The sequence below is a fragment of the Phenylobacterium sp. genome (genome assembly GCF_036563385.1).
Classification (GTDB): Bacteria; Pseudomonadota; Alphaproteobacteria; order Caulobacterales; family Caulobacteraceae; genus Phenylobacterium.
In genome coordinates, this window is record NZ_DATCML010000004.1 from 899,642 (window position 1) to 926,269 (window position 26,628).

A 26,628-nucleotide genomic window follows, 5' to 3' on the forward strand; every position below is an offset into this window, starting at 1 on the left:
CCGCCGCGGATGGCGCGGCAAATTCCCAGTGGGCGGCTCTGTTGGCGGCCCTGCAATGGCTCCACGGTGGGGTCGGCTTGCCGGAGCGTCAACGGCTAAGGGCTTTCAGCCCTGACATACGCGGAAAAGAAAAGGGCGCGCCCAGAGGCGCGCCCGAAGGAGAGGGTATCCGTCCCAGTCTCTAGAAGCGGTACTGCATCTCCACGCCGTAGGTCCGCGGCGCGATGAACGACAGGTTCTTGTTCACGCGGCCGAAGTTCGGGCCCGGATTGGTGAGGCGGGTGCCGCCCACCACGACCTGGCCCTTCACGTCGGTCAGGTTGCGGACGAAGCCGATCACCGTGAAGCGATCGTCCGCGTCGTTGAACAGCAGGCGGGCGTCGATCTGCTCGTAGGCCTTGCCCTTGTTGTAGTCGCGGTTGAACACCGAGAAGTAGGTGTCGTCGCGCCAGCTGTAATTCAGCGAGCCGGTGAGGCTGCCCAGGTCGCCGATGTCGTAGGTGTAGTTGACGTTCACCGCCACGCGATGCGGGGTGGAGCCGCTCAGCTTCTGACCCTTGAGGTCCTGGCCGACCGTGGTTGCGGTCCGCGTGGACGCGACCGGCGTGGCGCCGGGGGCGCCGCCCATCGGATCCTCGGGATCCACGAAGCAGCAGCCTTCCTTCACCTCGCCGTCGAGGTAGCTGTAGTTGGCGTTGATCTGAAGGTTGTTGATCGGCTGCCAGATGGTTTCCAGCTCGAAGCCCTTGATCGTGGCCTTCGGCAGGTTCGTGTATTCCGACACGTTGGCGCGCAGGAACTCGTCGTAGCGTTGGATGACCGCCTGGATGTCCTGGTAGTCATAGAGGAACGCCGAGGCGTTGACCTGCAGGTTGCCCATGAAGGTCTTCTTGGCGCCGATCTCGAAAGCGTCGATCACTTCCTTCTTGGTGGTCACCGAGGCCGACAGGGTCGTGGTGGCGGAGTTGAAGCCCCCAGCCTTATAGCCGCGGGTGTACTTGCCGTAGACCAGGGTGTCGGCGTCCGGCTTCCAGTCCAGGCCGAGGGTGGCGCCTTCGCCTTCCCACTTGTTCTGCAGGGTGCGGTAGCGGAAGCCGTTCGGGTCAAGGACGACCGGGGTGATCTGCGAACGGTCCGTATACTGGCCGGTGGCGGGGTTCACCGAGCCCACCCCGACGGCGGTGCCGACCGACGAGCTGGTGATGTCGATCACCGGGAAGTTGCGGAGCACCGCCGGCACCGAGCAGGTGGCGCTGAAGTAGCAGATCAGGCGCGCGCCCTCGACCGCCGTCTTCTTGTCCCAGGTGTAGCGGGCGCCGACGTGCAGGATGAACTGCTCGGCGAAGCTCCAGTCCACCTGGCCGAACATGGCGTAGGACTCGCTGCGGGTCTTCGACGTCGCCGTGGCGTAGAGGCGGGTCGGGTTGGCCGCCGCCCGGGCGCCGGCGGTGGTCGCCGGGGTTTCGAGGCGCGGGTCATCGGCGACGCGCGCGTCGGTCGGGGTGTAGTTGGCCTCCTCCCGGAACTGGTAGAGGCCGGCGAGCCACTGCACCGGACCGTCGTGGGTCGAGGCGAAGTTGATCTCGTTCGAGAACCAGAGGGGCTCTTCGTCGTAGAGGTTGTAGAGCCTCGGGTAGATGGTGGCGCCGGCGGTCGGGATGACCTGGGTGGCCGTTCCGGCCGGGCCGCCGGGCGCGCCCGGGGTGCAGCCCGTGGTCTGGCCGGCCGCGCACGGCGGGAAGAAGCGCAGCGGGGTGCTGTTGGCGGTGCCGTCCACGTCGGTCTGGAGCCGGTAGTGGTACCAGGTGCGGCCGCCGATGTAGCGGACATCAAAGTTGTCCGCATGGAAGCTCACCTGGGCGGTGATGTTCTGGCTGTCGATCTTGATGGTGTTCGGCGTATCGGACTCGAAGCAGTCGTCGCAGTCCGCCGAGGCCAGAGGCCGGGTGCGGTTGAAGTTGGCGATGGTCGAGCCGGGCGTGGTGCCGGGCTGCAGCGCCGTCGAGATGTTCGGGACGCCCACCGTGATGCCCTGGCGGCCGCCGGCGCCGCGGCCGAGCGCGGCGGTGCGCGACATCTCGTGCTTCACCCACCAGTCGAGCCGGTCAGTGATCTGGCCGTCCAGCTGGACTTCCGCGAACCAAACCTCGCCCCGGTTTCCTTCCGAGGGGCCGCCCGCGACGTTGGTGTAGTAGCCCTTGTGCTGGTTGTCGTACGAGCCGGCCACGCGGAAGCGCAGGTTGTCGCCGAAGATCGGCCCGGAGGTGGCGGCCTCAAGCGTCTGCCGGTCGTAGTTGGCGACGGTGCCGCGCACCTCGGCGTAGAAGTCGTTGGTCGGCCGCTTGGAAATGACGTTCATCGCCCCGCCGATAGCGTTGCGGCCGTAGAGCGTGCCCTGCGGGCCGCGCAGGATCTCGGTGCGGTCCACGAACAGCGACGACTTGGCGAAGGAGTAAACCGACGAGGTGTAGAGGCTGTCGTTGTAGAGCGCCACGCCCCCTTCCGAGGAGCGGTTGTTGGTCAGGCGGCCGATGCCGCGCATGGTCATCCGGTCGTTGCCGGTGTTGTAGTTCAGGCCCGGCGTGAAGTTGGTCAGGTCCTGGGCGGTGGACAGGCCGAGCACTTCGCGGCGTTCGTCGGTGAAGGCGGTGACGGCGACCGGCACGTCCTGCAGCGACTGCTCGCGCTTTTCGGCCGTGACGACCAGTTCCTCGATGACGTTGGTGTCCTGGGCGTAAGCCGCGGTGGCCAGGAACGACGCGCTCGCAAGCGCGCTCGCCGCCAGCAGGTGGCGTTTCAGTCGCATGGAAATCCTCCCCCGGAGAGACTGTGAACAGGCGCTATTGACTGCGCTCGGACATGACGTTGCTGCAGTGCAACGCCAGCGTCAACACGTTCTCGCCTTTTTTTCGTACCCGCTCTTCGAATGATTTCGCGGGCGGAGCGTCTCGGGAGGTGGATTCAGGAGGACGGTATGTCCGCGGGCGCTAGGGGACGGTCAGGACGATCTTGCCGACGTGGGCGCCGCCTTCGAGATAAGCGTGCGCCGCGGCCGCTTCCGTGAGCGGAAACGTGCGGTCGACGGGCGGGCGAACGTCGCCAGCCGCGATCCATGGCCAGACCACCCGCTCAACCTCGGCGGCGAGCCGCGCCTTTTCGTCCGGGTCGCGGGGCCGCAGGGTGGAGCCGGTGACCACCGCGCGCTTCTGCATCAGCCGGAAGATCGGCAGGCTCACCTCGCCGCCGCCCTGGCTGGCGATGAAGACGATGCGGCCGCCGGTGCGCAGGGCGTCCAGATCCTTCGCGAAATAGTCGCCGCCCACCATGTCGAGGATCACGTCGGCGCCGCCCTCACGCTTGGCGACCGCGGCGAAGTCCTCCGCGGTGGCGTCGACGGCGACGTCTGCGCCGAGTTCCAGCGCCCGCGCCGCCTTCTCGGCGCCGCGGGCGGTGGCGATCACCTTGGCGCCGGCCGCCTTGCCCATCTGGATGGCGGTGACGCCGATCCCGGACGTCGCGCCGTGCACCATCAGGGTCTCGCCCGGCTTCAGGCCCCCGTGTTCAAAAACATTGGCGTAGACGGTGAACACCGTCTCCGGCAGGCCCGCCGCCTGAACGTCGTCCACGCTGCCCGGGATAGGCAAGGCATGCCGGGCGTCGACGACCGCGTACTCGGCATATCCGCCCCCGCCCAGCAGGGCGCAGACCCGGTCTCCCGCCTTCCAGCGTCCGGATGGGGCGACCACTTCCCCCGCAACCTCCAGCCCGAGCGTATCGGGCGCGCCGGGCGGCGGCGGATAGGCGCCCAGGCGCTGAATGATGTCGGGCCGGTTCACGCCGGCGGCGCGCACGCGGATCAGGACCTGGCCCGGGCCGGGCGAGGGGCGGGGGATCTCGACCGGCCGAAGCGCCGCGGCTGGACCCTTGCCGCCCTCCACCGCGATGGCGGTCATGGTCTCGCCGTTCGATTGTGACATGGGTTTGTCTCCGCCGGTCTTGCGCGCGTACGCTACGCACGTTTGGATAGCGCCCGAGCGGGGGCCGGCAAAGGAGGCTCGCGAAAGACATGGAAGAACCGGCGGAAGTGCGGATCGGCCGCGGCCAGCGGCTCGCCGAGGCGGTCCGGGAAGACCTCGACCTGTACGGAACGGCGGAACTCGAGGAACGCATCGAGATCCTCCAGGCCGAGATCGCCCGCACGCGGGCCTTCATCGACCGCAAGCGGGCGGGCCGCGAGGCGGCGGATGCGCTCTTTTCGTCGCGTCCCGCTTGAGGCGCTTCTGCGGTAGGACGTCTGGCATAGCGGTTGCACGTCAGCCGCGGCGCTGCGGGAGGAGTCCTGCGGCAGGAAAGCTGAGGGCGATAAGAGACTGATGAACGCGACCACCGCCCCCTGGCGCGCAGACGTCATCCAGGACTTTGCGCGCTCCGAGCTGTTCGAGCGCACCTTCCAGGAAGGCATGGACCTGGTCGAGGAGACCGCCACCTATCTGGACGGTCCGGGGCGGCAGGAATCCAAGCTGCTGTCGCGTAACGCAGCCCTGGCCTACGCGTCGGAAAGCATGCGGCTGACCACCCGCCTCATGCAGGTGGCCTCGTGGCTGCTGGTCCAGCGCGCCGTGCGCGAGGGCGACATGGCGGCGGATGCAGCCTGCGAGGACCGCTATCGCCTGGCGGCCGAGGACGTCTGCCGGGGCGGCGAGGACGTGGCCAGCGACGACCTTCCGGCTGGCCTGCTGGTGCTGCTCGACCGCTCGGAACGCCTCTACGAGCGGGTCCGCCACCTGGACCGGCGGATGTACGTGGAGGCGCCCAGCGACCCCGCGCCGCACCCTGTGCTCTCGCAGCTTGACCGGCTGAAGACCGCCCTCGGCGCCTTCTAGGCGCCGGCGCTGTCCCAAAACAAAACGCCGCGGAGGGGGACCTCCGCGGCGTTCCTGTTTCTGCAACCTGGATCCCGGCCTGTGCTGGGACGGTCCGCCGTCGGCTACTTGCGGGTGAAGGCGCCGAACTTGGCGTTGAAGCGCGACACGCGGCCGCCGCGGTCGAGCATCTGGTGACCGCCGCCGGTCCACGCCGGGTGGGTCTTCGGGTCGATGTCGAGGTTCAGCGTCGCGCCTTCCTTCCCGTAGGTCGAACGGGTCTGGTAGGTCGTGCCGTCCGTCATCACCACGGTGACGAAGTGGTAGTCGGGGTGGATGTCTTGTTTCATCGCGCGGGCGCCTGACGTAAAGGAGCGGCCAAAGTGAACAGGCCGCCCGCGAAGGCGGCCTCGAAAACGAAGCCGGGCGTATACCCGAAAGCCCGGGCCGATTGCAAGGTGTGAGCGCGTATGAGCGGTGAGACGTCCGAGGCCCCGGTCGAGGGCCGGCCCAGCGTCGGCGCCGAACTGGTCCAGAGCCTCGCGACGGAGAGCGACAAGCGGCCGAAGAGCCGCGACGTTCGAGCGCTCAGGCGGCTGCTGCCCTTCGTCCAGGCGCACCTGCCCGACGCCCTCCTGGCCGGCGTCTTTCTCGTGTTCACCGCGGCGACGACCCTGGGCATTTCCGGCGCCCTGCGGCTGCTGATCGATCACCTGACGGCTCGGACGCCGACCCCGGCGTCGGTGACCCCCTGGTTCCTGCTGCTGGGCGCGGTCGCCGTCGCCTTGGCGCTCGGGAGCGCGCTTCGCTACTTCTTCGTCACCAAGCTCGGGGAGCGGGTGGTCGCCGACCTGCGCAAGGCGGTCTACGGCCACATCCTCACCCTCGATCCCGCCTTCTTCCTCCAGACCCGCACCGGCGAGGTGCTGTCGCGGCTGACCACGGACATCCAGATCGTGGAGAGCCTGCTCGGCACGTCGATCTCCTTCGCCCTGCGCAACCTGCTGACGCTCGTGGGGGCGCTGGTCCTCCTGGTGGTGGTTAGCCCGCAACTGACCGGCCTGGTGCTGCTGGTCTTCCCGGTGGTCCTGGCGCCGCTGTTCCTGTTCGGCCGTCGGGTGCGCAAGCTGACCACCTCGACCCAGGACAAGTTCGCCGCCGCCATCGGCTTCGCCGGCGAAAGCCTGGACGCGCTGGAGACGGTGCAGGCCTTCGGCCGCGAGCGGACCGCCGCCGAGCGGTTCGGGGCTGCGGTGGAGGACAGCTTCGCCACCTCCCTCGTGCGGATGCGGGCCAGAGCGCTGATGACGGCCCTGGTGATCGGCCTGATCTTCGGCGGCATCGTCTTCATCTTCTGGCTCGCGGTGCGGGCGGGCCTCCGCGGCGAGATGAGCTGGGGCCAGCTCTTCCAGTTCGCCTTCCTGGCGGTGACCGCAGGCAGCTCGGTGGGCGCCTTGGGCGAGGTCTGGGGCGAGGTGCAGAAGGCGGCGGGCGCCATGGAGCGGATCGCAGGCCTGCTGGACGCCCGACCGGGCATCGCGGCCCCGGCGCGGCCGGTCCCGCTGCCCCGGCCGCGTGGGGAGGTGGCCTTCGAGTCCGTGACCTTCGCCTATCCCGGCCGCCCTGACCTGCCAGCCTTGAAGGGCTTCTCGCTGCAGGTCCGCGCCGGCGAGCGGGTGGCCCTGGTGGGGCCTTCGGGCTCCGGCAAGAGCACGGTCTTCCGCCTGCTGTTGAGGTTCTACGATCCGCAGCAGGGCCGGGTGGTGCTGGACGGCGTGGACCTGCGGGACGCGGAGCCCGCCGCCGTCCGCGCGCGCCTGGCCCTGGTGGCGCAGGACTCGGCCCTGTTCTCCGGCTCGGCCGCCGACAACGTCCGCTACGGCCGCGAGGATGCGTCTCCGGAGGCGGTCCTGGCTGCCGTTCGCGCCGCCCAGGCGGAGAGCTTCCTCGAGGCGCTGCCGCAGGGCCTGGACACCCCCGTGGGCGAGCGCGCCCGCAGCCTGTCCGGCGGCCAGCGCCAGCGGCTGGCCATCGCCCGCGCCCTGGTCCGCGAAGCGCCCGTGCTGCTGCTCGACGAGGCCACCAGCGCCCTCGACGCCGAGAACGAGCGCCTGGTGCAGGAGGCGCTCGACCGCGCCATGGAGGGTCGCACGACCGTGGTGATCGCCCATCGCCTGGCCACGGTGCTCAAGGCCGACCGGATCGTGGTGATGGACGAAGGGCGGGTGGTCGAGGAGGGCAGCCATGCCGAGCTCGTGGCGCGCGGCGGCCTCTACGCCCGTCTGGCGGCCCTGCAGTTCGGCGACGCGGCCTAGCGGGCCTGGACGGCGAGCCCCGGGAAGTCGCTGAACACCCCATCCACCCCGGCGGCGTACAGCGCCTTCACGAGGGCCGTGGCGTCGCCGTGATCCGCGGGGCTGGCGCCCCGTTGCAGCGCCTTGGGCAGGAAGCGGTTCTCGGCCCGGACCGTCCAGGGGTGCACGGCGAGGCCCGCCGCGTGGGCGGCGCGGACCAGGCCGGTGGCGGGGCCGAGGGCGCCGTCCGCGACGGGCAGGACCAGCGGCCACTCCGGCCCGAGGCCGTCCGCAAAGGCGGCGATGGCTTTGAGGCCCGCTGCGCTCTTCACGTCCACCGGGGCCGGGCCGTTGCTGACCAGCATCACCCGGCGCGCCTTGGAGAGGGTACGGAAGCGCTTCAGCGGTTCGACTTCGAAGCACTGGACGAACACGGGCGCGGTGCGGCTGTCGAGGCCGTTCGACTTCAGGGCGCGCGCGAGGCGCTCCTCCAGCGGCAGGCCGAGCGTCCGGAAGTAGGTCGGGTGCTTCATCTCCGGATAGACACCGACTGTGCGGCCGGTCCGGCGGCTCTCGGCCTTGGCGAGGTCGACCACCTCCTGGAAGGTGGGAATCGCCTCCTGGCCGTCGAACTTCGCGCTCGCAGGCCGGAGCGCCGGCAGCCGTTCGCGGGCCCGCAGCGTCTTCAGCTCGGCCAGGGTGAAGTCCTCGGTGAACCAGCCGGTGACCGCCTGGCCGTCGATCGTCTTGGTCGCCTTGCGGGCGACGAACTCGGGCCGGCTCGCCACGTCCGTGGTGCCGGAGATCTCGTTCTCGTGGCGCGCGACGAGATGGCCGTCCTTGGTGGGAACCAGGTCCGGCTCGATGAAGTCAGCGCCTTGCGCCACGGCCAGGCGGTAGGCGGCGAGGGTGTGCTCCGGCCGTTCGCCGCTGGCGCCGCGATGGGCGATCACGATCGGCCGCGGCCTGGCCGTCGAGAGCGCGGGCGAGGCGACGAGGGCGGCGGAAGCGGCGAAGGCGCGGCGGGTCAGGCTCATGCCCGCCAGCTTACCCATTCGTGTGACGGTTTTCCTACTTGGCCGCGGCGGCCAGGCGGTCGAGCAGCAGCGGATGGATGTCGAGGTTGCCGCAGCAGATGGAGCCCGTCTGCAGCATCTCCTCCCCGCCGTCGGCGTCGGTCACCTTGCCGCCCGCCTCCGTGACCATGAGGATCCCCGCCGCGATATCCCACGGCTTCAGGTCGCGCTCCCAGTAGCCGTCGTAGCGCCCGGCCGCGACCCAGGCGAGGTCCAGGGCCGCGGAGCCGAAGCGGCGGACGCCCGCCACCCGCTGGCTGACCTGGTGCAGCTCCTTGAGGAACCTGGCGTGTTGTCCGTGACCGAGGAAGGGGATGCCCGTGGCCAGGACAGACTCGTCCAGCCGCTGGCGGGCCGCCACGCGCAGGCGCTTGTCGTTGACGAAGCAGCCCTTGCCCTTCTCGGCCCAGAACAGCTCGTTGGTCGCCGGATTGTAGGTCACGGCCGCAACCACCACGCCCTCGCGCTCCAGGGCGATGTTGATGGCGAAGTGCGGAATGGCGTGCAGGAAGTTGGTGGTGCCGTCGAGCGGGTCGACGATCCAGGTGTGGGTCTTGTCCGTGCCCTCGATCATCCCGCGCTCCTCGCCCAGGAAGCTGTAACCGGGACGGGCCTTGGTCAGAGCCTCGAACAGCGTCTGCTCGGCCCGCAGATCCGCCGCCGACACGAAGTCGGCCTGGGACTTCTTGGCCACCTGCAGCTCGGAGAGCTCGCCGAAGTCGCGGTTCAGGCCGCGGGCCGCCTTGCGCGCGGCGTCGCTCATGACCTTCAGGAGGGCCGATTGGGAAATCACGGTGTGAAAGATCTCGGAGGGATTAGAGGGCGCGGAACCTAGTGGCCCCACCCTCCTAAGGCAAGGCGCGCTCGGCCAGCCCAGCGGCGATCTCCGCGTTCAGGGCCTTCACCGCCGCGGCGGGGCCTTCCGCGTGGCCCCAGACACCCGCAGAGACCGCCAGGAAGTCGGCGCCGGCGGCGGCCAGCACGCGGGCGTTCTCCGGCTTGACCCCGCCGATGGCGACGCAGGGAGTCTCCATGGTTTCCTGCCAGATGGTCAGGATCTCCGGTTCCGGGCGGGCGGTCGTCTCCTTCGTCGTGGTCGGGAAGAAGGCGCCGAAGGCCACGTAGTCGGCGCCGGCCTCGGCCGCCTCCATGGCGAGGTGCCGGCTGTCGTGGCAGGTCACGCCCACCATGCGGTCCCGCCCCACCAGCCGCCGGGCCTCGCCGTAGGACGCATCTTCCTGGCCCACATGCACCCCGTCGCAGCCGAAGCGGGCAGCGAGATCCGGCCGGTCGTTGAGGATCACCGCCACGTCGCGGGCGTGCGCGATGGGCATCAGAACGTCGCAGGCGGCGCCGACCACGTCGTCGGGCGCATCCTTCAGGCGGATCTGCAGGGCGGCCACGTCGCCGCCGTCCAGGGCCTGGGCCAGCACGTGGCCGAAGGCGGCCAGGTCGTCCAGCCGGGGCGGGGTGATCAGGTAGAGGCGGCAAAGGGGCGGGGCCATGCGCCCTAAGACCCTATTTCAGCAGCGCCCTCAAGGCGTAGGCCGCCGCCAGCGTGGCCAGGGAGGCGGCCACGGCAAGGCCGAAGAACCAGGCCAGCCGCTTCCACAGCGGCGCCAGCGGCGCGCCAGGTTCCGGCGGCGGCTCAATGATAGCCGGCATCGGCCGAGACCTTGCCGCGGAACACCCAGTAGACCCAGGCGGTGTAGCCCAGGATCGCGGGCAGCAGGATAGCCACCCCCACCAGCATGAAGGCGAGCGCATTGTCGGCCGAAGCCGCCTGCTGGTAGCTCATGTCGTAGGGCACGATGTTGGGGAAGAAGCCGACGGCGAGGCCCAGGTAGCCCGACAGGAAGACCAGGAAGGCGCCGAGGAAGGGTGCGCCGTGGCGGCCCCGGGCCAGACCGAGCCCAAGCACCGCCAGGCCGGCGAGCCCCAGCAACGGGATGGGCGATAGCAGAAGGAGTCGTTCGAGATCGAATGACCCGCCTTCGAACCCCCATCGCAGCGCCACCCGCGGGTGGACCACCAGGGTCGCCACGCTGACGACCGCGAGCAGCGCGCCGGTGGCGACCGCCGCGATCCAGGCCCACCGCCGGGCGCGGCCGTGCAACTCGTCCTCGGTTTTCCAGATGAGCCAGCAGGCGCCCAGCAGGGCGTAGCCGGCCAGCAGGCCCGCCGTGACCAGCAAGGTGTAGGGCGTCAGCCAGTCGAACCGGCCGCCGGCGAAGCGCCCGTCCTTCAGGGTGATCCCCTGGATGAAGCCGCCGAGCACGAACCCCTGCGCCACCGTCGCCGTGATCGAGCCTGCGGCGAAGGCGCCGGTCCAGAACCGCTTGCCTCTGCGCCGGGCCCGCAGGCGGAACTCGAAAGCCACGCCGCGCAGGATCAGCGCCAGCAGCATCAGGAGGATGGGGATGTAGAGGGCCGGCATCAGGGCGGCGTAGGCGAAGGGGAAGGCGGCCAGCAGCCCGCCGCCGCCCAGCACCAGCCAGGTCTCGTTGCCGTCCCAGATGGGCGCAACCGAATCCATCATGATGTCCCGTTCCTGCGGTGAGCCCGCGAACGGGAAGAGGATCCCCACGCCCAGGTCGAAACCGTCGAGCAGCACGTACATCAGGACGGCCAGGGCGATGATCCCGGCCCAGATCAGCGGCAGGTCGAGGTTGCTCATGGCCGCTCCTTGGGATCGTCCGGCGCGGCGCCCAGGGCGTAGCCAGGCGGGCGCGGCTTCAGCGGCGGCTGGGTGTCCTGCTCGGGGACCGGCTTCGGGCCCTCGGCGATCAGCCGCAGGATGTAGAGGACGCCGACGCTGAACACGACGGCGTAGACGGCCATGAAGGCCAGCAGCGAGGCCGAGACCTCGCCCGCGCCCACCGGCGAGACGGCGTCGCGGGTGCGGAGCACGCCGTAGACCACCCACGGCTGGCGCCCCACCTCGGCGACGATCCAGCCGGCGATCACCGCCACGAAGCCGGCGGGGGACATCAGGACGGCTGCGCGGAGGAAGAGGGGATGGCGCTCGGGCCCGCCGCCCTTCCAGATCAGCCAGGCGCCCCACAGGCCCAGGCCGATCATGGCGAGGCCAAGACCGACCATGACCCGGAACGCCCAGAAGACGATGGCCACCGGCGGCCGGTCCTCGGGCGGGAACGACTTCAGGCCCTTGATCTCGGCGTCGGCGCGGCCGGCGACGATCCAGCTGCCCACCTTGGGGATGGAGATCTCGAAGTGGTTCTTCTCCGCCGCCCGGTCCGGCCAGGCGGCGATGTGGAAGGCCTGCTCGGTGCGGGTCTCCCAGAACGCCTCGATGGCGGCCAGCTTCGCGGGCTGCACCTCCAGCACCTCCTTGCCGGAGAGGTCGCCCACGACCACCTGCAGCGGGGCGACGATGGCGAACATGCCGATCGCCATCCGCAGCGCGATGCGGGATTCCCGGTCGTCCCCCTTCTTCAGCAGCCGCCAGGCGGAGGCGCCGCCGACCACCAGGGCCGTGGTCAGGAAGGCCGCCAGCAGCATGTGCGCCAGCCGCTCGGGGAAGGTGTCGGTGAAGACCACGTCCCAGTAGTTCAGCGCCCGCAGCGTGCCGTCGGGCAGCCGCGTGAAGCCCTCCGGATGCTGCATCCAGCTGTTGGCCGCGATGATCCAGAAGGCCGAGACCATCGTCCCGAAGGCGACCAGGGTGGTGGCGGCGAAGTGCAGGCGGGGGCCGACCTTCTTCCAGCCGAACAGCATCACGCCCAGGAAGCTCGCCTCCAGGAAGAAGGCGGTCAGCACCTCGAAGGCCAGCAGCGGCCCGATCACCGGCGAGGCGATCTCGGTGAACCGGCTCCAGTTGGTGCCGAACTGGTAGCTCATCACCACGCCGGACACGACGCCCATGCCGAAGCTGAGCGCGAAGATCTTGATCCAGAACAGGTAGAGCGTCTTGAACGCCGCGTCCTTCGTCGCAAGCCACAGCCCCTCGAGCACAGCGAGGTAGCTCGCCAGCCCGATGGTGAAGCTCGGAAAGATGATGTGGAACGCGATGGTGAACGCGAACTGCAGGCGCGACAGCAACAGGGCGTCGAAGTCCATGCCGACCTCATCCGGGCCGGCTCATGCCGGAGGCGACCCCGCTCACTATAGCAAATCACCAGGCGGTGAAAAATCGCCTTTGACGCGGCGCGGCGCTTTCGTCCGCCCAGCTTGGCCGGAACTAACTCCGTAGCACTACGTAGATGCGAATGACTTGCAAACGCGTTCGCAGTGGGCTTAATTCGCAAGCGTAGGGAGGAGCCGCCGGCCCCATGTACGTGTGCAACTGCAACGGCATCCGTGAGCGCGAGGTCCGCGCGGCGATTGACGCCGGCGCCACCCGGCCCGCCGACATCTTCAAGGCCTGCGACAGCCGACCCCAATGTGCGCGCTGCGTCTGCGAGATGCGCGACATGATCGACGAGAGCCGAGAGACCCTGCGCTTCGCGGCGGAGTAGCCCTGCCGGCGCTTGCGAATACGAGCGCAAATCACTTGCAAACATAGGCTTTGACTTCGCCGCGGCCGGCGACGAGGTTCCGCCCGTTCACGACATTCGCGGAGGCTATCGTGCAGGGCGACAAGGCGATCATCCGGCTGCTCAACCAGGTGCTCACCAACGAGCTGACCGCGGTCAACCAGTACTTCCTGCACGCCCGGATCTACGAGAACTGGGGCCTGAAGCGGCTCGGGAAAGTGACGTACGACGAGTCGATCGGCGAGATGAAGCACGCCGACAAGCTCATCAAGCGCATCCTCTTCCTCGACGGCCTGCCCAACCTGCAGGATCTGCACAAGCTCAAGATCGGCGAGACGATCGGCGAGACCCTGGCGGCGGACCTCGCCGTCGAGGTGGGCGGCCGGACGCTGCTGGTCGATGGCGTGAAGCAGTGCGAGCTGGCGCAGGACTACGTCTCCCGCGAACTCCTGGTGGAGATCCTCGCCGACACTGAGGAGCACATCGACTTCCTCGAAACCCAGCTTGGCCTCTTGAAGGCCCTGGGTGAGCAGAACTACCTGCAGAGCGCCATGGGCGAGTTCGGGGAAAGCTGAGCCGGAACCAAGCCGCGGGGCTGCGGTTTGGACGCTCGGAACGTCAGGGAGGCCATCCAGCATGAGTCACGACGCCAGGGCCGAGCCCCGCCGGCCGTTCACGCACGACGTGCTGACCGGGCTGGCGATGACGGCCGGCGTGGTGGCGGTTTCTGCGGTCCTGGCGAAGGCCTTCGAGCCGCGGGAAGACGTGCCGGAGACGCATTCCGACTACGAAGATCCCAACGCCCTAGAGGCCGCGCCGCCGCCGCCCAAGCGCCTGTTCGCCATGCTGTGGCCGCCGCTGTTCCTGGCGCTGACCTTCTCCGGCCTGCGCATCTGGAACGGCCCGCGCGGCCGGGCCCGCACCCAGGCGCTGGCGCTCTGGGGCCTGGCCCAGGCGCTGAACACCGTCTGGATGGCCTTCGGACCCCAGCGGCTGGGCGGCCGCGTAGCCACCACCGTGGCCTCCGTCGGCACCGCGGGCGCCTACGCCTGGCGGGCGCGCCGCGCCCAGATCGCCAAGGTGATCCAGAACACTCTCCACTGAGCGCTCAGGCGCGGCCGGCGGCTGGCGGCTCCACCGGAAAGACGTCGCGCCTGACGACGTAGACGATGCAGTTGCGTGAGCACGCCCGGCCGGTCTGCACGGCATGCCGGCCTGAGCGCAGCCAGATCGCGCCCTTCTTCGGCCGCGGAAGGGCGAACCGGCCGTAGGCGCGGCGGATCTTGTAGCGTGGGTCGAGGCAGGCGTCCGGCAAGCGGCCGCGGAGCGCCGCCGCTTCACAGCCGGCAGGGCCGAGGTACTGGGCGGCGTAGAGGTACGGCGTGCTGACCTTGTCCGCCTCCGAGATCCGCCAGCCGATCGCGCCGACCCAGAGGGCGAAGCCGAACGGCCACAGCAGCACGAAGGCGACGAGCGCCTTGCTCGGCCTAGGCGGCGGACGAACGATCACGGGCCACATGCCGCTCAGCCTATCCGAGGTGCGTTAACCCGGGTTGTCAGACCTTTGCCGCCAAGCCTACCGTCGACCTAACAAGCAGGGGGCGGGAGGCGGTGCATGACGGCGAGCGTTGAGGCCGGGTCGGGCCAGGCGGACGTGTCCTCAGGCAGCCATCGGATGGTGATCGCCGGCGCCTCGGCCGGCACCGTCTTCGAGTGGTACGACTTCTACCTCTACGGTTCGCTGGCGGGCTTTATCACCCAGCACTTCTTCTCAGGGGTCAACGAGACCACCGGCTACATTCTGGCGCTCGCCGCCTTCGCGGCCGGCTTCGCGGTGCGGCCCTTCGGGGCGATCGTCTTCGGACGCCTGGGCGACCTCTGGGGCCGCAAGAACACCTTCCTGGTCACCATGGTGCTGATGGGGCTGTCCACCTTCGTGGTCGGCCTCCTGCCGGGGTACGCCCAGATAGGCGTCGCCGCGCCGATCCTGCTGGTCGCCATGCGGCTGATCCAGGGTTTGGCGCTGGGCGGCGAGTACGGCGGGGCGGCCACCTACGTCGCCGAGCATGCGCCCCCGGGCAAGCGCGGCCTCTACACCAGCTGGATCCAGACCACGGCGACGCTGGGCCTGTTCCTCAGCCTGATCGTCATCCTGGCGGTGCGCAGCGCCCAGGGCGAGGAGGTGTTCAAGGAATGGGGCTGGCGCATCCCGTTCCTGGCCTCGGCCCTGCTGCTGATGGTCTCGCTGTGGATCCGACTGCGCCTGGGCGAGAGCCCGGTGTTCCAGAAGATGGTGGCGGAGGGGAAGGGGACCACCCAGCCGCTGAAGGAGAGCTTCGGCCGCTGGCCCAACCTGAAGCTGGTGCTGCTGGCGCTGGTGGGCCTGACCGCCGGCCAGGCGGTGGTCTGGTACACCGGCCAGTTCTACGCCCTGTTCTACCTCGAGAAGATGCTGAAGGTGGATGGGCCGACCACGAACAGCCTGGTGGCCATCGCCCTCCTGCTCGGCACGCCCTTCTTCATCGTCTTCGGCTGGCTGTCGGACAAGGTCGGTCGCAAGCCGATCATCCTGGCCGGCTGCCTGCTGGCGGTGCTCACCTACTTCCCGATCTTCAAGGCCCTGACCGCCGCCGCCAACCCGCAGCTCGCCGCCGCCACTGCTCGCGCGCCGGTGACGGTGATCGCCGATCCGGCCGACTGCGCCCTGCAGTTCGACCCGGTGGGGAAGACCGCCTTCACCTCCTCCTGCGACGTGGCCAAGTCGGCGCTCGCCAACGCCGGGGTCTCGTACCGGAACGAGGCGGCGCCGGCTGGGAGCGTGGCGCGGGTCCGCGTGGGCGACACGGAGCTCGCCAGCTTCAACGGCGCCGGCCTGCCCAAGGCGGCGTTCGACGCCGGCAAGGCCTCCTGGACGAAGGAGCTGGGCGCGGCGCTTTCGGCGCATGGCTATCCAGCCAAGGCCGACCCTGCCCGGGTGAACAAGCCCCTGGTCGTCGCCCTGCTCTGGCTGCTGGTGCTGTACGTCACCATGGTCTACGGGCCGATCGCCGCGGCCCTGGTCGAGATGTTCCCGGCGCGGATCCGCTACACCTCGATGAGCCTGCCCTACCACGTGGGCAACGGCTGGTTCGGGGGCTTCCTGCCGACGACCGCCTTCGCCATGGTCGCGGCCACGGGGGATGTCTTCTACGGCCTCTGGTACCCGGTGGTCGTGGCGGCCGTGACCTTCGTGGTCGGCCTGCTGTTCATCAAGGAGATGCGCGGGGCGCCGATCGAAGCCTAGGCGGCTAGTAGTAGCCGTCGCTCCGATCGATCCTTTCGTCGTAGCCGTTGTTGGCGGAGTAGAAGGCCAGCCACATCAGGAAGCCGGCGAGGCCGCCAACGACGATCACCCCGCCCACCACATAGGGCCAGATGGGGCCGAGGCTGGCCCAGCCGCCGCCGACCTGCGCGCCTTCGTAGAACGCCCAGCCCGCGAACAGGGCGAAGGCGGCAAGGCCCAGGAAGGCCATTCCAAGGACGACGGCGTGCTTGCGCATGCCGAACCAATCGGCGGGCACCCGCGGTTGTTCCGCACAGGCGCCCGCGGCGAGCCCAGGCTACTCCGCGGCGACGCGGGTGAGGCCGATCTGCGGGGCGAGCTCGCCCGCGGCGTAGCGCTTGGCCATGGCCGACAGCGGCAGCGGCTTGATCTTCGAGGCGTGGCCGGCGGTGCCGAACTCCTCGAAGCGCTGGATGCAGACCTGACGCATCGCCTCCTTGGCGGGCTTCAGGTAGCTGCGCGGGTCGAACTCGCCCGGCTTCTCGGCGAACACCTTCCGGATCGCGCCGGTGATGGCCATGCGGTTGTCGGTGTCGATGTTGATCTTGCGCACGCCGTGCTTGATGCCGCGCTGGATCTCTTCGATCGGCACGCCCCAGGTCTGGGGCATCTCGCCGCCGTACTTGTTGATGATCTCCTGGAGTTCCTGCGGCACCGAGGAGGAGCCGTGCATCACCAAGTGGGTGTTGGGCAGGCGGCGGTGGATCTCTTCGATCACGTGCATCGCCAGCACGTCGCCGTCCGGCTTGCGGGTGAACTTGTAGGCGCCGTGGCTGGTGCCCATGGCGATGGCCAGGGCGTCGACCTCCGTGGCCTTCACGAACTCGACCGCCTGGTCCGGGTCGGTGAGCAGCTGATCGTGGCCGAGCTTGCCCTCGAAGCCGTGCCCGTCCTCCTTCTCGCCCATGCCGGTTTCCAGCGAACCGAGAACGCCGAGCTCGCCTTCCACCGAGGCGCCGACCCAGTGGGCCATGTCCACCACGGCGCGGGTGACCCGGACGTTGTAGTCGTAGTCAGCGGGCGTCTTGCCGTCGGCCTTCAGCGACCCGTCCATCATCACCGAGGTGAAGCCGTACTGGATCGCGGTGGCGCAGGTGGCTTCGTTGTTCCCGTGGTCCTGGTGCATGCAGATCGGGATGTCCGGGTACATCTCGGCCATCGCGTCGATCAGGTGCTTCAGCACGATGTCGTTCGCATAGGACCGGGCGCCGCGGGACGCCTGCATGATCACCGGCGAGTTGGTGGCCTCGGCGGCCTCCATGATCGCCAGCGCCTGTTCCATGTTGTTGATGTTGAAGGCAGGCACCCCGTAGCCGTGCTCGGCGGCGTGATCGAGGAGCTGTCGAAGGGTAATCCGGGCCATTCCAAATACGCCTTTGTTCCTATCGGGCCAGCGCCGCCACCCCGGGCAGCTCCTTGCCTTCCATCCATTCCAAGAACGCCCCACCGGCCGTGGAGACGAAGGTGAAATCGTCCGCCACGCCCGCGGCGTTGAGGGCTGCTACCGTATCACCCCCGCCGGCCACCGCCACCAGCTGGCCTGACATAGCCAGCCTGGCAGCTTCCAGCGCAGCTTGAACGGTCGACTTGTCAAAGGGTTGCACCTCGAACACGCCGAGCGGCCCGTTCCAGATCAGGGTCTTGGCCGCGGCCATCGCCTGCAGGATCAGGGCCAAGGTCTCCGGGCCGGCGTCGAAGATCTTCTTCGTGTCGCCGAGCGCGCGGCCCTTCTCCAGCTTCAGGGTTTCGGTGGCGACCCCCGGCTTCAGGTCCTCGGCCACGACCACGTCGACCGGCAGGATGATCCTGCAGCCCGACTGCTCGGCCTTCCCCAGGATCTCGCGGGCGGTGTCGGCCATGTCCTTCTCGCACAGCGAGCCGCCCACGTCGTAGCCCTGGGCGTACTGGAAGGTGTTGGCCATGCCGCCGCCGATGGCCAGGTAGTCCAGCTTGCCCACGAGGTTGTTCAGCAGGTCGAGCTTGGTGGAGACCTTGGCGCCCCCGACGATGCCCATCACAGGCCGGGTCGGAGTCCCGAGCGCCTTGTCCAGCGCCTCCAGCTCACGCCGCATCTGCTCGCCCGCATAGGCGGGCAGGAGCCGCGCCAGGCCTTCGGTGGACGCGTGCGCCCGGTGGGCGGCCGAGAAGGCGTCGTTCACGTAGAGGTCGCCGTTGGCGGCGAGCGCCTTGGCGAACTCCGGATCGTTCTTCTCCTCGCCGGCCTCGTAGCGGACGTTCTCGAGCAGGATCACGCCGCCCGGCTGCAGGGCGTCGATGGCCGCCCTGGCCGCCTCGCCCGAGCAGTCGTCGGCGAAGGCCACGGGGGCGCCGAGCAGCTTCGACAGCGGCTCGACCACCGGCTTCAGGCTCATCTCGGGGACGCGCTTGCCCTTGGGCCGGTCGAAGTGGGCCAGGAGGACGACCTTGGCGCCGCCCGTCCTGAGCTTCTCGATGGTCGGCAGGGCGGCGCGCAGGCGGGTGTCGTCGCTCACCCGCCCGTCGGCCATGGGCACGTTGAAGTCCACGCGGACCAGGGCGCGCCGGCCCTGGAGTTCGGCGTCGTCGAGGGTCCGAAAGGTCATATCTGGGCTCAGGCGATCAGCTTGCCCATGGCGACGGCGGTGTCGCTCATCCGGGTCGAGAAGCCCCACTCGTTGTCGTACCAGGAGAGCACGCGGCCGAGCTGGCCTTCGATCACCTGGGTCTGCGGCAGGGCCGCGCAGGACGAATAGGCCACGTGGTTGAAGTCCGAGGAGACCAGCGGCTCGTCCGTGACGCCCAAGACGCCCTTCAGCGGGCCGGCGGCGGCGGCGCGCAGCGCCTCGTTGATCTCGTCCTTCTTCACCTCGCGGGTGGGGACGAACTTCAGGTCGACCACCGACACGTTCGGGGTCGGCACCCGCACCGAGGAGCCGTCCAGCTTGCCGGTCAGCGCCGGGATCACCAGGCCGAGCGCCTTGGCCGCGCCGGTGGAGGTCGGGATCATCGACATGGCCGCGGCGCGGGCGCGGTAGAGGTCCTTGTGCATGGTGTCCAGGGTCGGCTGGTCACCGGTGTAGGAGTGGATCGTGGTCATGTAGCCGCGCTCGATGCCGCACAGCTCCATCAGGACCTTGGCCACCGGGGCCAGGCAGTTGGTGGTGCACGAGCCGTTGGAGACCACCAGGTCGTCCGCGGTCAGGGTGTCGTGGTTCACGCCGTAGACGATGGTCTTGTCGGCGTTGTCGGCCGGGGCGGAGACCAGCACGCGCTTGGCGCCGGCTTCCAGGTGGGCGGAGGCCTTGTCCTTGGCGGTGAAGAGGCCGGTGCACTCGAGCGCGATGTCGACGCCCAGTTCCTTGTGCGGCAGCTCCGCGGGGTTCCGGATGGCCGTGACCTTGATCTTGCCGCGGCCCACATCGATGGAGTCGCCGTCCACGGTCACCTGTTGCGGGAACCGGCCGTGCACGCTGTCGTAGCGCAGCAGGTGGGCGTTGGTCTCCACGGGACCCAGGTCGTTGATGGCCACGACCTCAATGTCCGTGCGCGCATGCTCGACGATCGAACGCAGGACCAGCCGGCCGATGCGACCGAAACCGTTGATGGCGACGCGAACGGGCATTCTGGAGATCTCCTTGTGACGACCTGACGCAGCTTTGCGGGGCGTTCTTCAGGGCGGGACCCCGCAAGTCAACCCCTGCAAAGCTCAAGTCTGGCAATGGATTGTGACGGGAAGGCTTGGCCTTGCCCGCCGCTCAGAGCCTCAATTCACGAGGTCGGGAGAAGTGCCCTGGCGCTCAGCCGCGGACCGGCCGGACCTTGCCGGCCGCCTCGCGGGCCCGTTCGCGGGCCTGCTCGACGTTCGCCCCGGCGGCCACGGCGACCCCCATGCGGCGGCGCTCGTAGCTCTCGGGCTTGCCGAACAGGCGAAGGTCCGCGCCGGGCGTGCTGAGCGCCTCCGCCACGCCCTCGAAGGCTATCCCCTTCGCCTCCAGGCCGCCGTAGATCACCGCGCTTGCGCCTGGCTCCTTCAGGCGCGGGTCCACCGGCAGGCCGAGGATCGCGCGGGCGTGCAGCTTGAACTCGCTCATGTGCTGGCTGACCAGGGTGACGAGGCCGGTGTCGTGCGGCCGGGGCGAGACCTCGCTGAACCACACGTCGTTGCCCTTCACGAACAGCTCCACGCCAAAGACGCCGAGGCCGCCCAGCGCGTCGGTGACCGCGCGCGAAATCTCGCGGGCCTTCTTCAGCGCTGGCGGGCTCATGCCCTGCGGCTGCCAGCTCTCGACGTAGTCGCCCTTCACCTGCCGGTGGCCGATGGGGTCGCAGAAGCTGGTGACCACCTCGCCGCGCACCAGGCTGCGGACGGTGAGCTGGGTGATCTCGAAGTCGAAGTCCACCCGACCCTCGACGATGACGCGGGGCTGCTCCACCCGTCCGCCCTCCAGGGCGTAGCGCCAGGCGGCGGCGATCTGGTCGGGGCTCTCCACATAGGACTGCCCCTTGCCCGAGGAGCTCATCACCGGCTTCACGAAGCAGGGGAAGTCGGTCACCTCCGCCGCCGCCCGGGTGAGCTCGTCCTCAGTGGAGGCGAAGGCGTAGGCGCTGGTCGGCAGGCCGAGCTCCTCCGCCGCGAGGCGGCGGATGCCCTCCCGGTTCATGGTCAGCTGGGCGGCGCGGGCCGTGGGGATCACCGTCGCCAGCCCTTCGGCCTCGATGCGGACCAGCTCGTCGGTGGCGATCGCCTCGATCTCGGGAACGATCAGGTGCGGACGCTCCTGCTCCACCAGGGCGCGGAGGGCCGCGCCGTCGGTCATGGCGATCACATGGCTGCGGGTCGCCACCTGCTGGGCGGGCGCGTTGGCGTAGCGGTCGACGGCGATCACCTCGCAGCCCAGCCGCTGCAGCTCGATGGCCACCTCCTTGCCGAGCTCGCCCGAGCCCAGCAGCATGACGCGCACCGCCGTGTCCGACATCGGCGTGCCCAGGCGGGCGGGAGCCTTCGGGCGGGTCATGTTCAGTCCAGCTTCGCCTTGGCCGCCTCCGCCACCGCCTCGGCGGTGATGCCGAAGTGCTGATAGAGCTTCTCGTACGGCCCGCTGGCGCCGAAGCCGTCGAGGCCCACGAAGATGCCGTCCGAGCCGATGAACCGGTCCCAGCCCATGCGAACGCCGGCTTCCACGGCCAGCCGGACCGGCGTCTCGCCAATCAGAGCCTCCTGGTAAACGCGCGGCTGGGCGGCGAAGAGCTCGAAGCAGGGGACGGACACCACGCGGGCGCCGACGCCTTGGGCCTCCAGCAGCTCGCGCGCCTTCAGCGCCACCGGGACCTCGGTGCCGGAGGCGAAGATCGTCACCTGGGCCGGGTGGCCGGCCGCCGCCAGCTGGTAGGCGCCGCGCGCCGAGAGGTTCTCGCCGGCCTGGTCGCGGACCGCCGCCGTCTTCTGCCGCGACAGGGCCATGACGGAGGGCGTGCGCCGGGCGTCCAGCGCCAGCTTCCAGCACTCCGCCGTCTCGATCAGGTCGGCGGGCCGGAAGACGTTGAGGTTGGGCATGGCCCGGAGCGCAGCCAGGTGCTCCACCGGCTGGTGGGTCGGGCCGTCTTCGCCCAGGCCGATGGAGTCGTGGGTGCCCACATGGATCACCCGCACCCCCATCAGCGCCGCCAGGCGGATCGCCGGTCGGCTGTAGTCGGTGAACACCAGGAAGGTGCCGCCGTAGGGGATCACCCCGCCGTGCAGCGCCATCCCGTTCATCGCCGCGGCCATGCCATGCTCGCGCACGCCGTAGTTCACGTAGCGGCCGGCGTAGTCGGGCGCATCGAGGATCGGGGTGTTCTTGACGAAGGTGTTGTTGGAGCCGGTGAGATCGGCCGAGCCGCCCACCAGCTCCGGGATCTCGCCGAAGATCGTCTCGAGCACAGCGCCCGAGTGCTGACGCGTGGCCGAAGCCGGCTTCGACGCGGCGGCCTCGGCCATCAGCTCGTCCAGGCGCGCAAAGGCGTGGGCCGGCAGCTCGCCGGCGACGGCGCGCTCGAATTCGGCGCGGTGCGGCGAGGCGGCCAGGCGGGCGTCCCAGGCCTTGGCGTCCTTGCGCCCGCGGCGGCCCGCGGCGCGCCAGGGCTTCAGCGCCTCGTCGGGGATCACGAACGGCTCGTGCGGCCAGCCGAGGTGGTCGCGGGTCTTCACCACCTCGTCCTTGCCCAGGGCCTTGCCGTGCACGTCGTGTGTGCCCTGGAAGGTGGGGGAGCCCTTGCCGATCACCGTCTTGCACGCGATCAGGGTGGGGCGGTCCTGCTTCGTCGCCCAGGCGAGCGCGCGGCGGATCTGGCCCGCGTCGTGGCCGTCGATCCGCTTCACCGCCCAGCCGGCGGCCTTGAACCGCGCCAGCTGGTCGGTGGCGTCGGAGAGGCCCACGTGACCGTCGATGGTGATGTCGTTGTCGTCCCAGAGCACCGTCAGCTTGGCGAGCTTCAGCCGGCCGGCGAGCGAGATAGCCTCGTGGCTGACGCCTTCCATCAGGCAGCCGTCGCCGGCCACCACCCAGGTGCGGTGGTCGACCAGGTCGTCGCCGAAGCGGGCGGCGAGCTTGCGCTCGGCCAGCGCCATGCCGACCGCGGTGGCGAGCCCCTGGCCGAGCGGCCCGGTGGTGGTCTCGACGCCCGGCGTGTGGCCCCACTCCGGGTGGCCAGGGGTATTGGAGCCGATCTGCCGGAAGTTCCTGATCTGGTCGAGGGTGACCGCCTTGACCCCCGTCAGGTGCAGCAGGCTGTAGAGCAGCATCGAGCCGTGGCCCGCCGACAGCACGAAGCGGTCCCGGTCCGGCCAGTCGGGGCGCGCGGCGTCGTACTTCAGGAACCGCGTCCACAGCACCGTGGCCACGTCGGCCATGCCCATGGGCATGCCGGGGTGACCGGAGTTGGCCTGCTCGACGGCGTCCATCGACAGGACGCGGATGGCGTCGGCCATGAGCTTGGTGGGCGCGGGCATCGGGATCCGGATTCGTTAACGGCGGGCGGGAATGGCGGGCGGGGTCGCACGCGCGGCGGCGAGGGTCAAGGCAGGGCCGCGTCCCGCCACGTTCCCGCCCGAAATCCTGTGGATTCACAAGGAACCCGACGCAGGTCTATAGATTGGACCGCCACACCTTCCCGGGAGACGTGGATGAACCCAGGCGAGAGCGCGCTCGACCTTGCCGCCCGGCGACTCGAGCGTGCGGTGGAGACGCTGGAGCAGCGCTTGGCCGGACGCGGCGAGGCCGACGGCGGCGGCGACCTGTTCGGCGACGATGAACGTGCGCGGCTGGCCGCCGAGCTCGAGCGCGCCCGTGCGCGCGAGCGCGAGCTGGAAGCGGCGGGGGCCGAGGCGTCCGCCGCCCTGGGCCGCGCTATCCGTGAGATCCGCACCGCGCTTGGGCGCGAAAGCCTCCCTCAGGAGCACTGACATGGCGCAGACCCAGATCGAGGTGAACGGCCGCCCCTACGCGGTCGGATGTGAAGACGGGCAGGAGGCGCACCTGCAGGAGCTGGCCAAGATGTTCGACCGTCAGGTCCGCCACGTCAGCGCCGACATGGGCCAGCTGGGCGACACCCGCCTGTTCCTGATGGGCGCCCTGCTGCTGGCCGACGAGCTGGCCGATGCGCGCGCGCGGCTGAATGGGCTGCAGGCCGAAGTCGCCCGACTGCAGGCGGAGCGGGCCCGCTTCGAGAGCCGCGCCGTCGCCGCCCTGGAAACCGCCGCCAAGAAGATCGAGAAGCTCGCCGAGAACGACCTGGCGGCCTAGGCGCAGGACCTGGCTAGCGCCCGCGCACCGGGCTGCGGATCAGGCGCGCCAGGGCGTCGGCCAGGTGCTTGCGGTCGACCGCGCGATAGTCGGCGCGGCCGGCCGCAACGAGCCGCCGGTGGGCCTCGGCCATGTTGTGGTACGGCAGCCTCGGCAAGAGGTGGTGCAGGGCGTGGTAGCGCAGGCCCACGGGAGCCCAGATGGCCGGAAGAAGCGCCGGCGGCGGCACGTTCACCGTGTCCAGGAACTGGCCCTCGAAGCTCATCTTCGACCCGTCGTTCTCCCAGGCGTGCGCCACCGCCGTGCGCAGCTGGTTCACGAAGGTCATCACTGCGAAGATCGCCGCCGCGATCAGCACGGCGCGCAGCGGGAAGACGCCGGCGGCGGTGAGGCCGATCAGCGTCCAGCTCCACAGCCAGCAGCCGATCTCCTGCGCCAGCCAGGCCGAGCTGTTCGCCCGCTCGAGGTCCTCGCGCGCGAACTTCGGGTTGATGGTCATGGCCGAGGTCTTCGCCACCGCGAAGCGCCGGACGGCCGGGACGAGGAAGCCCAGCGGCGCGAGCACGGCGAACCGGATGAGCGTGCCCACGGGCGCAAGGAGGGCGATCCCCAGGAAGCCCAGCAGGCTTCCGGCGGGCAGGCGCGCCAGCGGCAGGTATTCCGGGTCGCGCTCCGTCCCGTAGCGGTCCTTGGCGTGGTGGAGCATGTGCACGCCCTCATAGAGCAGCGAGGGCGTGAGGAATGGCACGCCGATCAGCAGGTTCCAGCCGGTGTGGAAGCCGGGGACCTCGCCAGGCCGCAGGTGGGTCAGCTCGTGGATGAAGCTGATCGCTCGGTAGAGCGCCAGCACGCACACCGCCGCCGCGGCCACGGCCGGCCAGCCTCGAAGGGCCAAGGCGGCGCCCAGGCTCACCCAGGTCAGGGCGGCGGTCAGCAGAAGGTCGGTCCAGTAGATTCGTGCATCCGCGCGCAGCAGGTCGCGGGCCAGGTCGTTGGCCTGGCGCGACAGGCTGACCTCGGCGCGGGTCTCAGGACGCAGGGCGGCGATATTGTTCACGACAGCAGACTTAGGCGCTCGGAGCCCCGGGCTGAACTCCGTTTGTCGCCGCAGGTCGTAAAAAGCCCCCGCCCGCAGGCTCGGCGCCGCTTGAGGCGGCAGGTCCGGGGCACTACCTTGGTGGCCGGCGGGTCTGCTGCGGCTCGCGTCGAAGGCGACATATCCCAGCGACCTTAATTCTCTCTAAGGGAGCTGTCCCTGCCCGGGATCGTGGTCTCGGGCACTACGGCGCCCACCTGGTGTATCCAGGTCGAGGGGATGAAACAGTCCTTCACGGCTCTCGCGGCGCCGCCACCCCATTCCCTGCTATAGGCGGGCGGGTGACCCAATCCCTCGACAAGACGGAGCTCCGCCGCGCCCTGCGGGCCACGCGCCGGCGGCTGGCCGAGGCGGCCCCGGACGCCGCCGCGCGTGCGGCCGCCCGCCTCCCGCTCAACCGGCTGCCGCCGTTCCGCGCCTTCAGCGGCTACCATCCCATGGGCTCGGAGATCGACCCCGGTCCGCTGATGCGCCGGCTCGCGGAGACCGGGGCGACACTCGCCCTGCCCGTGGCGGAGCATCGGGACGCGCCGCTGAGCTTCCGGGCGTGGACCCAGGACCAAGCGCTTGAGCCCGACGCCTTCGGCATCATGGCCCCGCCGTCCTCCGCCTCCGTAGTGACTCCTGACCTGGTGATCGCCCCGCTGCTGGCCTTCGACCGGCGAGGAAACCGGCTGGGGCAGGGCGCCGGCCATTACGACCGCACGCTGGCGAACCTTCGGGCCGCCAAGCCGGTTTTCGTCCTTGGCCTCGCCTACGCGGGCCAGGAAGTGGAGGAACTGCCCGCCGAACCCCACGACGAGCGGCTCGACGCGATCCTGACCGAGACGGACTACATCGAGGTCGGCTAAGGACGCGCCATGAAATTCGCCTTCTTCGGAGATGTGGTGGGACGTTCGGGCCGCGAAGGGCTCGCCGAGCACCTGCCGGCCCTGCGCCGCCGTCTCGACCTCGAGTTCGTCATCGTCAACGCCGAGAACGCCGCCGCCGGCTTCGGCGTCACCGAGGCCACCGCCCGCGAGCTGTTCGACGCCGGGGCCGACTGCCTGACGCTGGGCAACCACTCCTGGGACCAGAAGGAGGCGCTCACCTACATCGTGCGCGAGCCCCGCCTGATCCGGCCGCTGAACTACCCGCCCTTTGCGGAAGCGCCCGGCCGCGGCGCCCAGATGTTCGAGACCCACACCGGCCGACGCATCCTGGTGGTGAACCTGCTCGGGCGGGTGTTCATGGACGCCCTCGACGACCCCTTCGCCGCCGTCGATCGGGAGCTCGAAGCCTCGCCGCTGGGCGCGGTGGCCGACGCGGTGGTGGTGGACATGCACGCCGAGGCCACCTCCGAGAAGATGGCCATGGGCCACTTCTGCGACGGCCGCGCCACCCTGGTGGTGGGCACCCACAGCCACGTGCCCACCGCCGACGCCCAGATTCTGCCCGGCGGCACCGCCTATCAGACGGACGCGGGCGCCTGCGCCGACTACGACAGCGTGATCGGCAACCAGAAGGAAGAGCCGCTGCGGCGGTTCACCACCCGCATCTCCGGCGGCCGCTACAAGCCCGCCGAAGGCCCGGCGACGGTGTGCGGGGTCTATGTGGAGACGGATCCCGCCACCGGTCTCGCCACGCGGGTCGAGCCGATCCGCATCGGCGGTCGCCTGAAGGAGACGGTGCCGAGCGTCGAGCGCGTGACGGCCGGCTGAAACTCAGGCTAGCCTCACGGCC

28 protein-coding genes and 1 other RNA gene are annotated in these 26,628 nt (G+C 69.9%); 12 read left to right on the forward strand and 17 right to left on the reverse strand.

What is annotated here, in order from left to right:
• Window positions 1-181 precede the first annotated feature (181 nt).
• Entirely contained in the window at window positions 182-2,806 is a 2,625-nt protein-coding gene (locus tag VIL67_RS05285; protein WP_332047791.1) for a TonB-dependent receptor, read from the reverse strand.
• Window positions 2,807-2,987: 181 nt separating this feature from the next.
• Window positions 2,988-3,977 carry an NAD(P)H-quinone oxidoreductase gene (locus tag VIL67_RS05290; protein WP_332047792.1) on the reverse strand — a complete coding sequence of 330 codons (990 nt, stop codon included), beginning with the start codon at window positions 3,975-3,977 and terminating at the stop codon, window positions 2,988-2,990.
• Window positions 3,978-4,066: 89 nt separating this feature from the next.
• Between VIL67_RS05290 and VIL67_RS05295 the strand changes: the two genes are divergently transcribed.
• Both VIL67_RS05295 and rcdA read left to right on the forward strand, forming a co-directional pair.
• Window positions 4,067-4,273: a DUF1192 domain-containing protein gene (locus tag VIL67_RS05295; RefSeq protein ID WP_332047793.1), complete on the forward strand. Its 207-nt coding sequence runs from the start codon at window positions 4,067-4,069 to the stop codon at window positions 4,271-4,273.
• A gap of 100 nt (window positions 4,274-4,373) precedes the next feature.
• Window positions 4,374-4,883 carry a protease adaptor protein RcdA gene (rcdA, locus tag VIL67_RS05300; RefSeq protein WP_332047794.1) on the forward strand — a complete coding sequence of 170 codons (510 nt, stop codon included), beginning with the start codon at window positions 4,374-4,376 and terminating at the stop codon, window positions 4,881-4,883.
• A 104-nt stretch (window positions 4,884-4,987) separates the two neighbouring features.
• On the opposite strand, the gene rpmE is transcribed toward rcdA, so the two are convergent.
• Complete coding sequence (gene rpmE / locus VIL67_RS05305; protein ID WP_332047795.1) at window positions 4,988-5,212, reverse strand: 50S ribosomal protein L31; 225 nt, start codon at window positions 5,210-5,212, stop codon at window positions 4,988-4,990.
• A 120-nt stretch (window positions 5,213-5,332) separates the two neighbouring features.
• Between rpmE and VIL67_RS05310 the strand changes: the two genes are divergently transcribed.
• Window positions 5,333-7,177 carry an ABC transporter transmembrane domain-containing protein gene (locus tag VIL67_RS05310; RefSeq protein ID WP_332047796.1) on the forward strand — a complete coding sequence of 615 codons (1,845 nt, stop codon included), beginning with the start codon at window positions 5,333-5,335 and terminating at the stop codon, window positions 7,175-7,177.
• Here the strand turns inward: VIL67_RS05310 and VIL67_RS05315 are convergent.
• From VIL67_RS05315 to VIL67_RS05340, 6 genes are read right to left on the reverse strand one after another with little or no spacing between them, the layout of a single operon-like run.
• A complete protein-coding gene (locus VIL67_RS05315) occupies window positions 7,174-8,193 on the reverse strand; it encodes a glycerophosphodiester phosphodiesterase (protein ID WP_332047993.1) in 1,020 nt (339 codons plus the stop codon). The two genes, VIL67_RS05310 and VIL67_RS05315, sit on opposite strands and share 4 nt — an antisense overlap.
• Window positions 8,194-8,227: 34 nt before the next feature.
• Window positions 8,228-9,025 (reverse strand): inositol monophosphatase family protein, encoded by a 798-nt coding sequence (locus VIL67_RS05320; protein ID WP_332047797.1) that lies wholly within the window; start codon window positions 9,023-9,025, stop codon window positions 8,228-8,230.
• Window positions 9,026-9,080: 55 nt separating this feature from the next.
• Window positions 9,081-9,737: a thiamine phosphate synthase gene (gene thiE, locus VIL67_RS05325; RefSeq protein WP_332047798.1), complete on the reverse strand. Its 657-nt coding sequence runs from the start codon at window positions 9,735-9,737 to the stop codon at window positions 9,081-9,083.
• 13 nt (window positions 9,738-9,750) lie between these two features.
• Entirely contained in the window at window positions 9,751-9,897 is a 147-nt protein-coding gene (locus tag VIL67_RS05330) for a hypothetical protein (protein ID WP_332047799.1), read from the reverse strand.
• Window positions 9,881-10,909 (reverse strand): cytochrome d ubiquinol oxidase subunit II, encoded by a 1,029-nt coding sequence (gene cydB, locus VIL67_RS05335; protein WP_332047800.1) that lies wholly within the window; start codon window positions 10,907-10,909, stop codon window positions 9,881-9,883. Before cydB ends, VIL67_RS05330 begins: the two co-directional genes overlap by 17 nt.
• A complete protein-coding gene (locus tag VIL67_RS05340) occupies window positions 10,906-12,312 on the reverse strand; it encodes a cytochrome ubiquinol oxidase subunit I (protein WP_332047801.1) in 1,407 nt (468 codons plus the stop codon). The genes cydB and VIL67_RS05340 overlap by 4 nt, the downstream gene beginning before the upstream one ends.
• A gap of 212 nt (window positions 12,313-12,524) precedes the next feature.
• Between VIL67_RS05340 and VIL67_RS05345 the strand changes: the two genes are divergently transcribed.
• The 3 genes from VIL67_RS05345 to VIL67_RS05355 all read left to right on the forward strand — a co-directional run bounded on the left by VIL67_RS05345 (window position 12,525) and on the right by VIL67_RS05355 (window position 13,832).
• Entirely contained in the window at window positions 12,525-12,710 is a 186-nt protein-coding gene (locus tag VIL67_RS05345) for a (2Fe-2S)-binding protein (RefSeq protein WP_332047802.1), read from the forward strand.
• Window positions 12,711-12,820: 110 nt separating this feature from the next.
• The gene (gene bfr, locus VIL67_RS05350; protein ID WP_332047803.1) at window positions 12,821-13,303 is read left to right on the forward strand and encodes a bacterioferritin; all 483 of its coding nucleotides are present in this window, start codon (window positions 12,821-12,823) and stop codon (window positions 13,301-13,303) included.
• Between the two features lie 61 nt (window positions 13,304-13,364).
• Window positions 13,365-13,832 carry a tryptophan-rich sensory protein gene (locus VIL67_RS05355; RefSeq protein ID WP_332047804.1) on the forward strand — a complete coding sequence of 156 codons (468 nt, stop codon included), beginning with the start codon at window positions 13,365-13,367 and terminating at the stop codon, window positions 13,830-13,832.
• 4 nt (window positions 13,833-13,836) lie between these two features.
• Here the strand turns inward: VIL67_RS05355 and VIL67_RS05360 are convergent, their stop codons facing one another.
• Complete coding sequence (locus VIL67_RS05360; RefSeq protein ID WP_332047805.1) at window positions 13,837-14,247, reverse strand: hypothetical protein; 411 nt, start codon at window positions 14,245-14,247, stop codon at window positions 13,837-13,839.
• 96 nt (window positions 14,248-14,343) lie between these two features.
• On the opposite strand from VIL67_RS05360, the gene VIL67_RS05365 reads away from it, so the two are divergent.
• On the forward strand, window positions 14,344-16,011 hold the full coding sequence (locus VIL67_RS05365) for an MFS transporter (RefSeq protein WP_332047806.1): 1,668 nt from the start codon (window positions 14,344-14,346) through the stop codon (window positions 16,009-16,011).
• Window positions 16,012-16,015: 4 nt separating this feature from the next.
• On the opposite strand, the gene VIL67_RS05370 is transcribed toward VIL67_RS05365, so the two are convergent.
• The 6 genes from VIL67_RS05370 to tkt all read right to left on the reverse strand — a co-directional run bounded on the left by VIL67_RS05370 (window position 16,016) and on the right by tkt (window position 23,017).
• Window positions 16,016-16,288: a hypothetical protein gene (locus VIL67_RS05370; protein WP_332047807.1), complete on the reverse strand. Its 273-nt coding sequence runs from the start codon at window positions 16,286-16,288 to the stop codon at window positions 16,016-16,018.
• A 39-nt stretch (window positions 16,289-16,327) separates the two neighbouring features.
• Complete coding sequence (gene fba, locus VIL67_RS05375) at window positions 16,328-17,413, reverse strand: class II fructose-bisphosphate aldolase (RefSeq protein WP_332047808.1); 1,086 nt, start codon at window positions 17,411-17,413, stop codon at window positions 16,328-16,330.
• Between the two features lie 19 nt (window positions 17,414-17,432).
• Window positions 17,433-18,632, reverse strand: coding sequence for a phosphoglycerate kinase (locus VIL67_RS05380; RefSeq protein ID WP_332047809.1), 1,200 nt, complete (start codon window positions 18,630-18,632; stop codon window positions 17,433-17,435).
• Between the two features lie 8 nt (window positions 18,633-18,640).
• A complete protein-coding gene (gene gap / locus VIL67_RS05385; RefSeq protein WP_332047810.1) occupies window positions 18,641-19,651 on the reverse strand; it encodes a type I glyceraldehyde-3-phosphate dehydrogenase in 1,011 nt (336 codons plus the stop codon).
• Between the two features lie 175 nt (window positions 19,652-19,826).
• Window positions 19,827-21,044: a formate-dependent phosphoribosylglycinamide formyltransferase gene (gene purT / locus VIL67_RS05390; protein WP_332047811.1), complete on the reverse strand. Its 1,218-nt coding sequence runs from the start codon at window positions 21,042-21,044 to the stop codon at window positions 19,827-19,829.
• A gap of 2 nt (window positions 21,045-21,046) precedes the next feature.
• Window positions 21,047-23,017, reverse strand: a complete 1,971-nt coding sequence (gene tkt, locus VIL67_RS05395) for a transketolase (RefSeq protein ID WP_332047812.1) — start codon at window positions 23,015-23,017, stop codon at window positions 21,047-21,049.
• Window positions 23,018-23,191: 174 nt separating this feature from the next.
• On the opposite strand from tkt, the gene VIL67_RS05400 reads away from it, so the two are divergent.
• Window positions 23,192-23,470: a DUF4164 family protein gene (locus VIL67_RS05400; RefSeq protein WP_332047813.1), complete on the forward strand. Its 279-nt coding sequence runs from the start codon at window positions 23,192-23,194 to the stop codon at window positions 23,468-23,470.
• Between the two features lies 1 nt (window position 23,471).
• Complete coding sequence (locus tag VIL67_RS05405) at window positions 23,472-23,810, forward strand: cell division protein ZapA (RefSeq protein ID WP_332047814.1); 339 nt, start codon at window positions 23,472-23,474, stop codon at window positions 23,808-23,810.
• Between the two features lie 13 nt (window positions 23,811-23,823).
• On the opposite strand, the gene VIL67_RS05410 is transcribed toward VIL67_RS05405, so the two are convergent.
• The gene (locus VIL67_RS05410; protein ID WP_332047815.1) at window positions 23,824-24,867 is read right to left on the reverse strand and encodes a fatty acid desaturase family protein; all 1,044 of its coding nucleotides are present in this window, start codon (window positions 24,865-24,867) and stop codon (window positions 23,824-23,826) included.
• 130 nt (window positions 24,868-24,997) lie between these two features.
• Here VIL67_RS05410 and ssrS point away from each other — a divergent pair.
• From ssrS to VIL67_RS05425, 3 genes are all read left to right on the forward strand, one after another.
• Window positions 24,998-25,160, forward strand: a non-coding RNA gene (gene ssrS / locus VIL67_RS05415) — 6S RNA.
• Between the two features lie 27 nt (window positions 25,161-25,187).
• Window positions 25,188-25,757, forward strand: a complete 570-nt coding sequence (locus VIL67_RS05420; RefSeq protein ID WP_332047816.1) for a 5-formyltetrahydrofolate cyclo-ligase — start codon at window positions 25,188-25,190, stop codon at window positions 25,755-25,757.
• A gap of 9 nt (window positions 25,758-25,766) precedes the next feature.
• Window positions 25,767-26,606 carry a TIGR00282 family metallophosphoesterase gene (locus VIL67_RS05425; protein WP_332047817.1) on the forward strand — a complete coding sequence of 280 codons (840 nt, stop codon included), beginning with the start codon at window positions 25,767-25,769 and terminating at the stop codon, window positions 26,604-26,606.
• Window positions 26,607-26,628 lie beyond the last annotated feature (22 nt).